Origin of the sequence: Streptomyces sp. CBMA123 (assembly GCF_014596465.1) — a bacterium.
In the GTDB taxonomy this organism is placed as follows: Bacteria; Actinomycetota; Actinomycetes; order Streptomycetales; family Streptomycetaceae; genus Kitasatospora.
Window position 1 is genome coordinate 1 of record NZ_MECK01000132.1, and the last position, 14,269, is coordinate 14,269.

Consider the following 14,269-nt stretch of genomic DNA (forward strand, 5'->3'; position numbering starts at 1 on the left):
GACGGCGGGCGCGGGCGCGGTGGCAGCGGCGGCCGGAGCGGCCCCCGCCTCCCCGGCGACCGCCACCGTGATGATCACGGTGCCGACGTCGACCGTCGCGCCCTCGGGGAAGAAGAGCTGCTCGACGACCCCGTTGAACGGGATCGGCAGCTCCACCGCCGCCTTGGCGGTCTCCACCTCGCACACGACCTGCCCGTCGGTGACGGTGTCACCGGGCTTGACGTACCAGCTGAGGATCTCGGCCTCGGTGAGGCCCTCGCCCACATCCGGCATCTTGAACTCGCGGAGCGAGCGAACTTCGGTGGTCATCTTCGCTCCCCGGTATCAGTACGCGAGCGCGCGGTCGACGGCGTCGAGCACGCGGTCCAGGTCAGGCAGGAAGGACTCCTCGACCCGGGACGGCGGATACGGGGCGTGGTAGCCGCCGACCCGCAGGACCGGTGCCTCCAGGTGGTAGAAGCACCGCTCGGTGATCCGGGCGGCCAGCTCGGCGCCCATGCCCAGGAAGACCGGGGCCTCGTGCACCACGACGGCCCGCCCGGTGCGCTTGACCGACTCCTCCAGGGTGGTGAAATCCACCGGGGAGAGCGAGCGCAGGTCGACGACCTCCAGCCGACGGCCGTCCTCCTCGGCGGCCGCGGCGGCCTCCAGGCAGACCTTGACCATCGGGCCGTACGCGATCAGCGTCGCGTCGGTGCCGGGGCGGACGATCCGGGCGTCGTGCAGCCCCAGGTCGGCGGCGTCGCCGACCTCGCCCTTGTCCCAGTAACGCCGCTTGGGCTCCAGGAAGATGACCGGGTCGTCCGACTCGATGGCCTGCCGCAGCATCCAGTGCGCGTCGTGCGCGTTGGACGGGGTGACCACCCGAAGGCCGGCGGTGTGCGCGAAGTACGCCTCGTGCGACTCGCTGTGGTGCTCGACCGCGCCGATGCCACCCGCGTAGGGGATGCGGACGGTGACCGGCATCTTGACGTGGCCCAGCGCACGGGCGTGCATCTTGGCCAGCTGGGAGACGATCTGGTCGAAGGCCGGGTAGACGAAACCGTCGAACTGGATCTCCACCACCGGGCGGTAGCCGCGCAGCGCGAGGCCGATCGCGGTGCCCATGATGCCGGACTCGGCGAGCGGGGTGTCGATCACCCGGCCCTCGCCGAAGTCCTTCTGCAGGCCGTCGGTGATCCGGAAGACCCCGCCGAGCTTGCCGATGTCCTCGCCCATCAGCAGGGTCTTCGGGTCGTTCTCCAGCGACTTGCGCAGCGCCTCGTTGAGCGCCTTCGCGATGCTCAGCTGACCGGCCATCAGTGGTTCTCCCCCGCCTCGAAAGAGGCCGCGTACTCGACGTATTCGGCCCGCTCCTCATCGACCAGCGTGTGCGGCTCGCTGTACACGTGGTCGAAGATCAGCGTCGGGTCCGGGTCCGGCATGCTGCGCACGCCCTCGCGGACCCGCAGGCCCAGCTGCTCGCTCTCGGCGTCGACGGCGGCGAAGAACTCGTCGTCCGCCAGGCCCTCCTTCTCCAGGAGGGTGCGCAGCCGCAGGATCGGGTCCTTGGCCTTCCAGGCCTCGGTCTCCTCGGCGAGCCGGTAGCGGCTCGGGTCGTCGGAGGTGGTGTGGGCGCCCATCCGGTAGGTGAAGGCCTCGATCAGCACCGGGCCGTTGCCGCTGCGGGCGTGGTCGAGCGCCCAGCGGGTGACCGCGAGGCAGGCCAGCACGTCGTTGCCGTCGACCCGGACGCCCGGGAAGCCGAAGCCGGAGGCGCGGCGGTACAGCGGGATCTTGGTCTGGGTGGTGGTGGGCTCGGAGATCGCCCACTGGTTGTTCTGGCAGAAGAACACCACCGGGGAGTTGTAGACCGAGGCGAAGGTGAAGGCCTCGTTGACGTCGCCCTGGCTGGAGGCGCCGTCGCCGAAGTACGCGATCACCGCGTCGTCGGAGCCGTCCTTGGTGATGCCCATCGCGTAACCGGTGGCGTGCAGGGTCTGCGCGCCGATCACGATGGTGTAGAGGTGGAAGTTCTTCTCGTTCGGGTCCCAGCCGCCGTGGTTCACGCCGCGGAACATGCCGAGCAGGTTCAGCGGGTCGACGTCGCGACACCAGGCCACGCCGTGCTCGCGGTAGGTGGGGAAGGCGTAGTCGCCGGTGCGCATGGCCCGGCCGGAGCCGACCTGCGCGGCCTCCTGGCCGAGCAGCGAGGCCCACAGGCCCAGCTCGCCCTGGCGCTGGAGCGAGGTCGCCTCGGCGTCGAACCGGCGCACCAGCACCAGGTCGCGGTAGAGGGAGCGCAGCTCCTCGGGAGTGGTGGTGAGGGGGTAGTCCGGGTGCTCGACCCGCTCGCCTTCCGGCGTGAGCAGCTGTACGAGCTCCGGCTGGGCGTCCGTCCCCGTGGCGCGGAGGGTGTCAGGGACAGCGGGGGCCGCCTTCTTGCGGGTCCTCGCCGTGCTTTTGACGGTCACGTTCACTCCTCGGTCTGTCCGGCCGCCCGGGGTCGCCGGTGACCGGTCCGGTCACCGCCTCGCGGGGCGCGCGTGGGTGTGCGCACCTACTGCGTGGCAGGTGGTGATCCTGTTCCGACGGCGTCCCTCACGAGAACGTTACCCAGCGTCCGCCCTTGGCGCGCTTGCGCTAGGACGTCCTACTTGTTCAGGGCCGACAACCCCGAGGGTGCCGCGTCCGGCTCGCCGTCGGAAGGGTGGGGGTGACGGTCGGCGTGACGCAGCTCTCACTTCGAGCGCCTTCAGGACACCAGCGCACGTTATCCGGGCGGACGCCCGTACGTAAGGGGGTTCTCGGTATCGGTTTCGGTCGGGTGTGGCTGGATCGCACCTCCAGGCCGCGAAGGACGATAGGCCTTCTGTACGGTGATATGGGAGGCTTTGGGCGTGACTGATAACGGACATATCCGGGTTTTCCTGCTCGATGACCACGAGGTCGTCCGGCGGGGCGTGCACGACCTGCTGTCGGTCGAGGACGACATCGAGATCGTCGGCGAGGCCGGCACGGCCGCCGAGGCGCTCACCCGGATCCCCGCGGTCCACCCCGACGTCGCGGTGCTCGACGTCCGGCTCCCGGACGGCAACGGGGTCGAGGTCTGCCGGGAGATCCGCTCCCGGATGCCCGAGCTCAAGTGCCTGATGCTGACCTCCTTCTCGGACGACGAGGCGCTGTTCGACTCGATCATGGCGGGCGCCTCCGGCTACGTCCTCAAGGCGATCCGCGGCACCGACCTGATCACCGCCGTCCGGGACGTCGCGGCCGGCCGCTCGCTGCTCGACCCGGTCGCCACCAGCCGGGTGCTCGCCCGGCTGCGCGACGGCGGCGAGAAGGAGGACGAACGGCTGGCCCAACTCACCAAGCAGGAGCGGCGGATCCTCGATCTGATCGGCGAGGGGATGACCAACCGTCAGATCGGCAACGAGTTGCACCTGGCCGAGAAGACGGTGAAGAACTACGTCTCCAGTCTGCTCGCCAAGATGGGCATGGAGCGACGCACCCAGGCGGCGGCGTACGTGGCGCGACACCAGGCCGATCATCAGTACTGATACGGCCCTTCACAGATGTGACGGTTTGTCAAGGGCCCCCACCAGGGGGCCATAACCTCTGCACGTGACTTTCAGCCAGACCCTCGCCTGCGCCCCGGCCCGACCCGACCTCTCCGCACCGCCGATAGGGACCCTCAGTCCACCGGTACCGCGCAGCGCACTCGCCGAGGTCCTGGCCCGCTTCCGGGTGGGGCGGCTGCTCACCGCCGAACCGGTCGCCGAAGGCCTGCTCAACCGGGGCTACCGGGTCACCGCCGAGGCCGGCGCGTACTTCCTGAAGTGCTACGTCGACGCCGCGACCGCCAACCGTCCGAAGATCCTCGCCCACCACCGCGCGATGACCGACCTGCACGCCCTGGGACTGCCCGTGGCACCCCCGCTGAGCTGCTCCGGCGGCGGCGGGACGGTGGCCGGACTGAACGGCCGGCTGTTCGCGCTGTTCCCCTGGGTGGCCGGCCGGCACCGGCACGGTACCGAGCTGGATCCGTCGCGGTGCGACGCGCTCGGCGCGCTGCTCGGCCGGCTGCACGGCGCGCTCGACGACGTCTGCGCCCCCCTCGACCAGCCCGCCGGCTACCGCAGCGCCGACCCCCTCGACAGCGCCGAACTGGCCCGCGACCTGCGGCGCCGCGCCCGCGACCACCGCCCCCACGGCGACCTCGACACCCTGGTCGTCCAACGGCTCGACGAACGGCTGGAACTGCTCGCCGACCATGCCCACCGCCGCCCCGAACCACACGCCGCCCCGCCCACCGGCTGGACCCACGGCGACTTCCACGGCCTCAACCTGCTCTACGGCGAAGGCGGCGAGGGCGGCGAGGGCGGCGAGAGCCCGGACGGCGACCGGGTCACCGCCGTGCTCGACTGGGACAAGCTCGGCCCGCAGCCACGCGCCGAGGAGGCCGTCCGCGCCGCCACCCTGCTCTTCAACGACCGGACCACCGGCACCCTCGACCTGGTCCGGGTCCGCCGCTACTCACAGGCCTACCGGGCCTCCGGCGCCGCCACCGCCGAGCACGTGGCCGCCGCCGTCCACCGGGTCTGGTGGGAGCGGCTGAACGACTTCTGGATGCTGCAGTGGCGCTACCAGCGGGCCGACCACCGGGCCGACCCGCTGTACCCCGCCTCGGCGGGCCAGTTGGCGTGGTGGTGCCAGGAGTACGAGCAGGTCCTGGACGCCTTCGCCAACTGATCCGTCAGGGGTTGACGGGCGGCGGCAGCGTGCCGCCACCGGCCGGCTTCGTGGGCGTCACCGGCGGGTTGGTGGCCCCGCTGCCCGTAGTCGGCGTCGTGCCCGAGGTCGGCCCACCGGTCGCCGACGAGCTGGCCGTCGCGGAGTGGGTGGCCGTCGGGGTCGGGGTCGGGGTCGGGGTGTGCTTGCCCGAACCCGGCGACGGCGACATGTTGTTGCCGCCCCCGCCGGTGCCATTGTACGGAGTGGTTTCGGTCGGCTGCTGCGGCCGCCGGCTGCCGGAGGTCGACGGCGGCGGGGTCGGCTGGCCGTTCTGGGCCGGCACGGTCGGCTCGGTGGTGCTGACCACCGGGGCGGGCGTCGGGGGCGTCGTCTGGTTGCTGTTGCCACCGCCGCCGCCGCTGAGCGCGAACGCGATCCCGGCCCCGGCCGCGACCAGCACGGCGATCCCGCCGGCCAGCCAGCCCCACGGCCCGCGCCGCCGGCCGCCGTGGTCGTCCTCGCCGCCACCGCCGTACGCGTCGCCGGCCCCCTGGTAGGGCGAGGGGGTGTGCGAGCCGCCCGCGGAGTACGGCAGCACCGAGGTCTGGTCGCCGGCGCCGACCGCGCCGAAGGCCTGGGTGGCCGCCGCCTGGTCCGGCCGGAGCACCTGGGTGGCCCCGGTGTCGCCGGGCATCCCGGTCGCCGCGCCGGCCCAGGTGGCCCCGCCCGCTCCGTGCATCTCGCGCAGCGCGTGCTGGAGGTGGGCGCGGAACTCGTCGGCGTCCTGGAAGCGGTCGTCCGGGTTCTTGGCGAGCGAGCGCAGCACCAGCGGGTCCAGGCCGACCGGCACCCGGCTGTTGGCCTGCGAGGGCGGCACCGGCGGGTCCTGGACGTGCTGGTAGACCACCGAGAGCGGGGTGTCGCCGGTGAACGGCGGGCGCAGCGTGAGCAGCTCGTAGAGCATGCAGCCGGCCGCGTACAGGTCGGAGCGGTGGTCGACCGGCTTGCCGAGCGCCTGCTCGGGCGACAGGTACTGGGGGGTGCCCATGACCATGCCGGTCTGGGTCATCGTGGTGGCTCCGCCGGTCAGCGCCCGGGCGATGCCGAAGTCCATCACCTTGACCGCGCCGGCGTTGGTGATGCTCACGTTGGCGGGCTTGATGTCGCGGTGCACGATGCCGTTGCGGTGGCTGTAGGCCAGCGCCTCCAGCACCCCGGCGATGATGATCAGCGCCTGGTCGACCGGCGGCGCCTCCTCGTCCACCAGCAGCTCGCGGACGGTCCGGCCCTCGACCAGCTCCATCACGATGTACGGCGTGGACTCGTCCCCGACGTACTCCTCGCCGGTGTCGTAGACCGCGACGATCGCGTGGTGGTTCAGCGCCGCGACGGCGTGTGCCTCGCGGGTGAAGCGCAGCCGGGCGACGTCGTCCTGGGCCAGCTCGCCGCGCAGCAGCTTGACCGCGACGGTGCGGCCCAGCCGCACGTCCTCGGCGGCGAACACCTCGGCCATGCCGCCGCGGCCGAGCCGGTGGGTCAGCCGGTAGCGGCCGTCACCGACCGTGCCCATCGGGACCCCGCGGCCGGGGGTCTGCGGTCCGCCGGCCCGGCCGAACGGCGGCAGCGCGGAGGTCGCGGCTTCGCCGCCCGGCTCGGGGATCCTCGGCGTGCCGCCGGTCCGTCCGACCGCTCGGGCACCCGCCTCGTCGTCCGGCTGCTGCGTCTGTGCCATCGCTCCTCGCCCCGGGCGTTCGCTCGGATCGCGGTGCCCTGTCGCTTACGTATCCCCGAACGCTACCGCTTCCGGCGGGCACCCGTGACACCCGCGGAACGGCGGGAAACCGTCAGAGCAGGCCGTCCCGGTCGGCCTGCGGGCCCACCAGCACGACCGCGGCCGGGCGCTCGGAGTGGAACTTGCCGTTCGTGGTGTTCTGCGCCTTGTTGACCACGATCGCGATGATGATGCCCGCCAGCACCAGCACGCCGACGATGATCGCGATCACCACGAAGGCGGTGGAACAGCCGCCGCTGCTGGGCTTCGGCTGCTGGTACGGCGGCATCGTCCGCGGCCCGCCCTGCTGCGGTCCCCCTTGCTGGAGGTACTGCGGGTGCGGGGTGTGCGGAGCCTGCGGGGCCTGCGGGCGCGGGGTCTGGTAGGCCGGCGGCGGCGTCTGGTACTGCGGCGGCTGCCCCTGCTGGAGGTACTGCGGGTGCGGGGTCTGGTAGGCCGGCGGCGGGGTCTGGTACTGCGGCGGCTGGGGCTGCCCCTGCTGGAGGTACTGCGGGTGCGGGGTCTGCGGCGCCTGCGGCGTCGCGTGCACCGAGCGCGGCCCCTCCTTGATCACCAGCGGGGGGCTGGCCTGCAGCGCGTGCCCCGTGCCGCCGCCCTTCAGCTCCGCGATCAGCCGCTCCGCCTCGTCCCGCATCGCGGCCGCGCTCTGGAAGCGGTGCGCCGGGTCCTTGCGCAGCGCCTGGGCCACGAAGGCGTCCACCACGGGGGTGAGCGAGCGGTTCAGGCTGGAGGGGGCCGGCGGCTCCTCCTGGACGTGCTTGTAGGCGATCGAGAAGGCCGAGTCGCCATCGAAGACCAGCTGGCCGGTGAGCATCTCGAAGAGCATCACGCCGACCGAGTACAGGTCGGAGCGGGCGTCCACCGGCTTGCCGAGCGCCTGCTCGGGCGACAGGTACTGCGGGGTGCCGACCACCATGCCGGTCTGGGTCATCGAGGTGACGCCGGACTCCAGGGCCCGGGCGATGCCGAAGTCCATGACCTTGACATTGCCCTTGCGGTCGAACATGACGTTGCCGGGCTTGATGTCGCGGTGCACCAGGCCCATGTCGTGCGAGGCCTCCAGCGCGTTCAGCACGCCGACGGTGACCCGCAGGGCGTCCTCGGTCGGCATCGCGCCGTACTGGACGACCGCCTCGTTGATCGACTCGCGCAGCCCCATGCCGTCGATCAGCTGCATGACGATGTACGGCGTGCTGGAGCCGTCCGGGGCGACGTCCTCGCCGCTGTCGTACACCGTGACGATGTTCGGGTGCTCCAGCCGGGCCACGGCCTGGGCCTCGCGGCGGAACCGCTCCTTGAACGAGTCGTCCCGGCCCAGCTCGCTGTGCATGCTCTTCAGCGCGACCTGCCGGTCCAGCACGCTGTCGTACGCGAGGTGCACGGAGGCCATGCCGCCCTCGCCCAGCAGCCGCTGCAGCACATAGCGGCCGTTGCCCAGGGAGAAGCCCTCGACCGCCGCGTTGCCGTGCTCGCCCATGGTCCTCTGCTCCCCCTCGGCGCGGTGGTCCTGCCGCAACCGTGACGTTCGGTCTCGTCCGTGCGTGGTGAGCCCGGCCCGCTGGCCCGGCGAACCCCTGTCGCGGCGGCTCCACCGGCCTGCGACAGGGGTCAGGGTATCGGCTTCCGCCGACGGTGATCGGCCCAGGGCCGAACCTGCCCCCGGGCCTCCCGCGCCCGGCCGCGACAGTGCGGTCCGGGGCGGATCGTCGTGGTACGTCCGGCCCCCGCGGCGGGCCGGGCGGCCCTAGAGGTACGGGCCCGAGCGGATGCCGCGGCCCTGGCCCGGGTCCTCCTCGTCCAACTCGCCCCCGTGCAGACCGGGCGGCAGCGCGCGGCGCATCTGCTCCAGCTGCGCCCGGGCGGCCATCTGCTGGGCGAACAGGGCGGTCTGGATGCCGTGGAAGAGGCCCTCCAGCCACCCCACCAGCTGGGCCTGGGCGATCCGCAGCTCGGCCTCGGTCGGGATGGTGTCGTCGGTGAACGGCAGCGAGAGCCGCTCCAGCTCGGCGACCAGCTCCGGGGCCAGCCCGAGCTCCAGCTCCTTGATCGAACTGGCGTGGATGTCCTTCAGCCGGACCCTGCTCGCCTCGTCGAGGGGCGCCGCCCGGACCTCCTCCAGCAGCTGCTTGATCATGCTGCCGATGCGCATGACCTTGGCGGGCTGCTCGACCATCTCGGTCACCGGAAGCTCACGCGGCATGTCCGCCTCGTCCCCCTCCATCGGCGCCCCGGCGAACCCCTGGCCAACGGGCAGCCCGTCCGGTCCGACGATCAGCACCTTCTGGCCGTCCTGCGACTGCCCGCCGGCGGCCCGGAAGGGCTCCTGCGACGAGCGCTCGTTCATCGGATTCGTCATGAACAACATTCTCTCTCACTGGGGTTGGTCGGGCGGAAGCCCCCGTGCGTCCCGCCGTCCTGCGCCACCCCCCGACGACCGTACGCCCCCCACGGCCCGACCGGGAATCCGTACGGCTACTCAGTTCCCACCGGGCCCGCGCCCCGCCGCACACAGCACCTCCCCCAGCACCCCGCGAAACCCACCCCACCCCCCACGACCACCCCCCGTGAACCCGCACCGAATCTCCACGGCCCGACCCCTCCCACCGACCGGGCCGCCCCGACCGCCACCGCACCCCGTCCGCGGCGAGGGGCCGACCGGCCCCAGGCCGTGGGCGACGGGACCCGACCCACGCACGGCATCGGGCCCCGCTCCCCCTGTCGGTTCCGCCGCGGCCCCGGGCTTCGGCCGCCGCCAGCACGACCGCCACCAGCACGACCGAGCCCACCCTGCGAGCGCGGCCGGCGAACCCCGTTCCCCCACCTCAGCCCTTGCGCAGCCGCAGCCCGATCAGCCCCAGGCCGCAGCCGATCAGCCCCAGCCCGACGCCCAGCGGCAGCTGGAGCGTGGAGGGGTCCTGCCAGCGAGCCGGGAGGATGACCGCGGATGCCACGGGCTGGCCGGAGGCCGCCGTGACGGTGTCCTGGTCGGCGGCCGGCGCCGGTGCGTCCGGGGAGTCCGGGGTGTCCGGGGTGTCCGCGTCCGACTGGTCGGCCGTAGTGCCCTGGTCCTGGGCCTGCTCGGGCGACTGCTCGACGACCTGGTCCGGAGCCTGGTCCGGCGCTTGGACCGGCGCTTGGGCGGGTGCTTGGACCGGCGCTTGGGCGGGCGCCTGCGCCGGCGCCTGGTCCACGACCGTGTCCGGGTGTTCCAGCACGGCGGCGGGGTGGTGGCGGTGGGCCCGGAGTTCGGCGAGGTCCGGACGCGACCGGGTGGGCACCGGGTACTGCGGCGGCGCGGCCTTCGGCGACGGCCCGTCGGACCCGGTCTGGTCATCGGCACCCGCGGCGGTCGCCGAGGAGTCGTCCGGCGCGGCCTGGTCGTCACCGACCACTGGAGTCGCCGTGGCGTCCGGCTCGTCCGGTCCGGTCTGGTCGTCGGCGTCGGCGGCGGCCCGGTCGTCGGCGCCGGCGGCCGGGGAGTCCGCCGGCGCCGAGGCGCTCGGCACCGGCTCGGCCGCCGCCACGGTCGCGGCGGCCAGCGGGAGGGTCAGCCCCAGCACGGCCGCCGCCAACAGGCGGCGGGCACGGCGGAGCCGGGGATCACGGCGGTGGTGGAGCGCGGCGGGCAGCGGCCCGAGGACGACGTGCGGAGGTGCGGCCACGGTCGGAGTCCTTCCGACGGCCGACCGCGCCCGGGGGCGGGGTCGGCGGTGGGACAGCTCCGGACCAGCCTCACACATTCCGACAATCGCGGCATTTCGGACACCTGCGCGACGCCGCGCGCCCCCGCAGCCCCGCCCACTCAGGCCTTCAGCACGACCTTCCCCACCTGCTCCCCCGCCTCCAGCACCCGGTGCGCGTCACCGGCCGAGGTCAGCGGCAGCACCCGGTCCACCACCGGCTTCACCACGCCGGACTCGACCAGCGGCCACACGTGCTCCCGCACCGCCGCCACGATCGCCGCCTTCTCCGCGAGCGGCCGTCCGCGCAGGTTGGTGGCGATCACCGCGGCCCGCTTGCGCAGCAGCGCGTTGAGGTCGAGTTCGCCCTTGACCCCGCCCTGCAGCCCGATGATCACCAGTCGTCCGTTGACGGCCAGGGCGTCCACGTTCCGCTGTAGGTACTTGGCGCCCATGATGTCCAGGATCACGTCCGCCCCGGCCCCGTCGGTGGCCTCGCGGAGCACCTCGACGAAGTCCTGCTCCCGGTAGTCGATCGTGATGTCGGCGCCCAGTTCGGCGCACCGGGCCAGCTTCTCGGCGCTGCCCGCGGTCACCGCGACCCGGGCCCCGACGGCCTTGGCCAGCTGGATCGCCATCGTCCCGATGCCGCTGGCGCCGCCGTGCAGCAGCACGGTCTCGCCGGGCCGCAGGTGGGCGGTGAGGAAGACGTTGGACCACACCGTGCAGGCCACCTCCGGCAGCGCCGCGGCCTGTTCCGGGCTCAGCCCCGCGGGCAGCGGCAGCAGCTGCCCGCTCGGCACCGCGACCTTCTGCGCGTAGCCGCCGCCGGACAGCAGCGCGCACACCTGGTCGCCGACGGCCCAGCCGGACACGCCCGGCCCGAGCGCGACGATCCGCCCGGCGCACTCCAGTCCGGGGTAGGGCGAGGCGCCGGGCGGCGGGTTGTAGAAGCCCTGCCGCTGGAGCAGGTCGGCGCGGTTGACGGCGGTGGCCGCCACCTCGACCAGGACCTCGCCGTCGCCGGGCACCGGGTCGGGGACCTCGGCCCACACCAGTGCCTCGGGACCGCCGGGTACGGGAATCGTCATCGCATGCATGCCCCGAACCTACTTCGCCGTACGGCGGTTCGGGGTTCAGGCCCCGCCCTGCCCGGTCGACTTGATGACGATCACCCGGTCGGTGAGCTGCAGCACGGCGGCCTCCGGTTCGGTGTAGTTGAGCACCCGCCGGCCCCGCACCACCGCGACCACCAGCTCCTCGCACTCGCGCGGGCTGTGCCCGGCCTCGGCCCGGGTGACCGGCCGCTCGACCACGTCCAGCCCGTTCCCGTAGGTGAGCAGGTCCTCCATCACCGCCCCGGCGTGCGGGCTGAGCATCGACAGCCCGAGCAGTCGCCCGGCCGAACTGGAGCTGGTGACCACGACATCGGCGCCGCTCTGCCGCAGCAGCGGCGCGTTCTCGTCCTCCCGTACGGCGGCGACCACGGTGGCGCCCTTGTTCAACTGGCGCACCGTCAGGGTGATCAGCACCGCCGTGTCGTCCCGTTCGGGGGCGACCACGATCCGGGCCGCGCCGGGTACGGCGGCCCGGACCAGGGTGTCGGTGCGGGTCGCGTCGCCGACCACCCCGACCAGGCCGTGCTGGGAGGCGTGTTCGATGACCTTGCGCTGGGGGTCGACGACGACGATCTCCTCCGCCTTCACCCCCTGCCCGAGCAGGGTGTCGACGGCGCTGCGCCCCTTCGTCCCGAAGCCGATGACGACGGTGTGCTCGCGCACGGTGGACCTCCAGCGGTTCAACCGCCATTGCAGGCGGGTGCGTTCGGTGAGCACCTCCAGGGTGGTGCCGACCAGGATGATCAGGAACACCACGCGCAGCGGGGTGATCACGAAGATGTTGGTGAGCCGGGCGCTGTCGCTGTACGGGGTGATGTCGCCGTAGCCGGTGGTGGAGAGCGTCACGGTGGCGTAGTAGGCCGCGTCCAGGAAGCTGAGTTCGCCGCCCGCGTTGTCGTGGTAGCCGGCCCGGTCGAGGTACACGATCACCGAGGTGGCGACCAGGACGGCGAGCGCCAGCAGCAGCCGGGAGCCCACCTGCCGCACCGCGGGCGCGGTCCGCCGGGCGGGCAGCACGATCCCGGCGTCCGCCCAGGACTCCGCGCCCGGCGCCGAGATGCGCCTGAGCGGACTCATGCGCCCACCTCGCCGCGCCCGGCGGGGGCACTCGCCCACCCGCACCCCTCGACGGTGAGCAGTCCGCGCTCGCTCACGGCGCCTCCACCAGTTCGACGTTCTCCCCCGCGCCGGCCCCGCCGGGCGGGATGACGGCCAGCGCCTCGGCGCGGGCGAGGCCGCGCAGCATCGCGGGCCCGTCGAAGGCGAGCGGTACGACGCCCTCGGCGGTGCGCCGCACCGGCTGGAGCCGGGTGTCCACCGGGTGTCCGGGCAGCGGGACGGCCGCCGGGGCGAGCGCGGGGGCGGTGGCGGCCCGTCCGCCGTGGGCGTGCAGCAGTGGCAGGGCGAGGGTGACCATGCCGGCGACGGCGGCCAGCGGGTTGCCGGGCAGGCCCACCAGGTGGCGTCCGCCGGGGAGTTCGGCCAGCAGCATGGGGTGTCCGGGGCGGACGGCCACGCCGTCGACCAGCAGTCGGGCACCGGCCTCGGCGAGCGCCCGGTGCAGGAAGTCGACCGGCCCGGCGGCCGTTCCGCCGGTGGTGACCACGACGTCGGCGGTGGAGTACCGCAGGGCGTCCCGGAGCAGCCCGAAGTCGTCGCGGACACCCCGGACTTCGGCGACCTCGGCGCCGGCCGCCCGCAGCCAGGGCGGCAGCAGCGGGCTCAGCGCGTCCCGGACGAGTCCGGGGCCGGGGATCCCGGTGTCGAGCAACTCGTCGCCCAGCACGAGCAGTTGGGCGACAGGCCGACGTCGTACGGCGAGCCGGTCGTGACCGCAGGCGGCGGCCAGGCCGAGCACGGCCGGCCCGACCACCGTCCCGGCGGGCAGCAACTCCTCACCCCGGCGGCACTCCTGTCCGCGCGGGCGGACGTCCTGACCGGTGGTCATCGGCTGCGGACCGCGGTCGCGCAGCAGTGTGCCGTCCGTCCGGCCGTGCTCGCGGCGCAGTACGGCGGTTGCCCCGGGCGGCAGTTGGGCGCCGGTGGCGATCTCGACGGCGTCGCCGTCGGCCAGCGGCGCCACCTCGGTGCGACCGGCCAGCACCTGCCCGGCGACCCGCCAGGGTCCGGGTCCGGCGACCGCCCAGCCGTCCATCGCGGAGGTGTCGAAGGCGGGCAGGTCGGTGAGCGCGCCGAGCGGCTCGGCGAGGACGTGCCCGAGCGCCTCGGCCAGCGTCCGCCCGATCACCGGCAGCGGACGCAGCCCGGCCCGGCGGGCGGTCTCCCGGGCGCGCGGCCAGCTCAGCACGCCGGGACCGGTGGTCGGCGCGGCCACGGCGGTCTCCCCGACCGTGCTCACGGCTCGCCCGGACCGTCGGCGGCCGGGCTCTCGTCGGACGGGGCCCACCGCTCGGCGAGCGCCGTGGTCCGGCGGGACGCCTCGGCGACGGCCTCCGCCCCGCCGCCCTGCCGGGCGGCCGCGTAGCCGATCAGGAAGGCGGTCAGCGGTGCGGCGGGCCGGGCCACCCCGTGCGCGACCACCCGGGCCGTGTCGAGCAGTCCCCGGACGTCCACGTCCAGGTCGATGCCCAGGTCGGCCTTGACCTCGGCGATCCAGTCTTCCAGCGTGCGCTCCATGCGCCCATGCTGCCTGATCGGCGGTTTCCCCGAGGTGTTCGCCCCGTGTGCGGCGCGCGTCGTCTCCCTCACGGCCAGGGGCCGGGCCCGGTGAGGACCGGTCAGGACTTCTCCCGTTCCCGGGCCTGCTCAAGGTCCTCCCAGGTGTCGCAGTCGTACGCGACGTTGTCCGTGTCGGCGACCCGCAGCCCGGCCAGTCCGCCGACGAGGCGGCGCAGCGGCTGCCCGGCCGGGTCGCCGAGTGCGGCGAGCGCGGCGCGCAGCGGAGCGGTGCGGTAGGCGGCGGCGAGTGGCTGGTCGCGACCGCCCGCGTCGACCAGCAGGGCGGC

Annotated in this window: 12 protein-coding genes and 1 pseudogene; 2 read left to right on the forward strand and 11 right to left on the reverse strand. The window is 73.8% G+C overall.

Annotated elements, in window-relative coordinates; genetic code table 11:
• From BG452_RS16900 to pdhA, 3 genes are all read right to left on the reverse strand, one after another.
• Window positions 1–309: biotin/lipoyl-containing protein (locus BG452_RS16900; protein WP_317621089.1), on the reverse strand; the 309-nt coding region annotated here is incomplete at its 3' end.
• Window positions 310–324: 15 nt separating this feature from the next.
• Window positions 325–1,299 (reverse strand): alpha-ketoacid dehydrogenase subunit beta, encoded by a 975-nt coding sequence (locus BG452_RS16905; protein WP_411292964.1) that lies wholly within the window; start codon window positions 1,297–1,299, stop codon window positions 325–327.
• On the reverse strand, window positions 1,299–2,453 hold the full coding sequence (gene pdhA / locus BG452_RS16910; protein WP_188305130.1) for a pyruvate dehydrogenase (acetyl-transferring) E1 component subunit alpha: 1,155 nt from the start codon (window positions 2,451–2,453) through the stop codon (window positions 1,299–1,301). Before pdhA ends, BG452_RS16905 begins: the two co-directional genes overlap by 1 nt.
• A 426-nt stretch (window positions 2,454–2,879) precedes the next feature.
• Here pdhA and BG452_RS16915 point away from each other — a divergent pair, with 426 nt between their 5' ends.
• Both BG452_RS16915 and BG452_RS16920 read left to right on the forward strand, forming a co-directional pair.
• Window positions 2,880–3,539 carry a response regulator gene (locus BG452_RS16915; protein ID WP_188305131.1) on the forward strand — a complete coding sequence of 220 codons (660 nt, stop codon included), beginning with the start codon at window positions 2,880–2,882 and terminating at the stop codon, window positions 3,537–3,539.
• Window positions 3,540–3,603: 64 nt separating this feature from the next.
• Window positions 3,604–4,731, forward strand: coding sequence for a phosphotransferase (locus BG452_RS16920; RefSeq protein ID WP_188305132.1), 1,128 nt, complete (start codon window positions 3,604–3,606; stop codon window positions 4,729–4,731).
• Window positions 4,732–4,735: 4 nt separating this feature from the next.
• Here BG452_RS16920 and BG452_RS16925 read toward each other — a convergent pair whose 3' ends face one another.
• The 8 genes and pseudogenes from BG452_RS16925 to BG452_RS45690 form a co-directional block, all read right to left on the reverse strand.
• Entirely contained in the window at window positions 4,736–6,445 is a 1,710-nt protein-coding gene (locus BG452_RS16925) for a protein kinase domain-containing protein (RefSeq protein ID WP_411292965.1), read from the reverse strand.
• A gap of 112 nt (window positions 6,446–6,557) precedes the next feature.
• Window positions 6,558–7,982, reverse strand: a complete 1,425-nt coding sequence (locus BG452_RS16930; protein WP_188305133.1) for a protein kinase domain-containing protein — start codon at window positions 7,980–7,982, stop codon at window positions 6,558–6,560.
• A 267-nt stretch (window positions 7,983–8,249) separates the two neighbouring features.
• Window positions 8,250–8,861, reverse strand: a complete 612-nt coding sequence (locus BG452_RS16935; RefSeq protein ID WP_188305134.1) for a bacterial proteasome activator family protein — start codon at window positions 8,859–8,861, stop codon at window positions 8,250–8,252.
• Window positions 8,862–9,327: 466 nt separating this feature from the next.
• Window positions 9,328–10,167: a hypothetical protein gene (locus BG452_RS16940; protein ID WP_188305135.1), complete on the reverse strand. Its 840-nt coding sequence runs from the start codon at window positions 10,165–10,167 to the stop codon at window positions 9,328–9,330.
• A gap of 140 nt (window positions 10,168–10,307) precedes the next feature.
• Window positions 10,308–11,285 carry an NAD(P)H-quinone oxidoreductase gene (locus BG452_RS16945; protein WP_188305136.1) on the reverse strand — a complete coding sequence of 326 codons (978 nt, stop codon included), beginning with the start codon at window positions 11,283–11,285 and terminating at the stop codon, window positions 10,308–10,310.
• Window positions 11,286–11,321: 36 nt separating this feature from the next.
• Entirely contained in the window at window positions 11,322–12,380 is a 1,059-nt protein-coding gene (locus BG452_RS16950) for a potassium channel family protein (RefSeq protein ID WP_188305137.1), read from the reverse strand.
• A 73-nt stretch (window positions 12,381–12,453) separates the two neighbouring features.
• Window positions 12,454–13,662, reverse strand: a complete 1,209-nt coding sequence (locus tag BG452_RS16955; RefSeq protein ID WP_317621090.1) for a molybdopterin molybdotransferase MoeA — start codon at window positions 13,660–13,662, stop codon at window positions 12,454–12,456.
• Window positions 13,659–14,269: pseudogene (locus BG452_RS45690) on the reverse strand (DUF6457 domain-containing protein); the annotation flags it as partial. The pseudogene BG452_RS45690 and the gene BG452_RS16955, both read right to left, overlap by 4 nt.

Excerpts from the sequence above, each read along its gene's own strand:
- BG452_RS16905 (WP_411292964.1), bottom strand. The coding sequence starts at position 1,299 with ATGGCCGGTCAGCTGAGCATCGCGAAGGCGCTCAACGAGGCGCTGCGC.
- BG452_RS16925 (WP_411292965.1), bottom strand. The coding sequence starts at position 6,445 with ATGGCACAGACGCAGCAGCCGGACGACGAGGCGGGTGCCCGAGCGGTC.
- BG452_RS16930 (WP_188305133.1), bottom strand. The coding sequence starts at position 7,982 with ATGGGCGAGCACGGCAACGCGGCGGTCGAGGGCTTCTCCCTGGGCAAC.
- BG452_RS16935 (WP_188305134.1), bottom strand. The coding sequence starts at position 8,861 with ATGACGAATCCGATGAACGAGCGCTCGTCGCAGGAGCCCTTCCGGGCC.
- BG452_RS16945 (WP_188305136.1), bottom strand. The coding sequence starts at position 11,285 with ATGCATGCGATGACGATTCCCGTACCCGGCGGTCCCGAGGCACTGGTG.
- BG452_RS16950 (WP_188305137.1), bottom strand. The coding sequence starts at position 12,380 with ATGAGTCCGCTCAGGCGCATCTCGGCGCCGGGCGCGGAGTCCTGGGCG.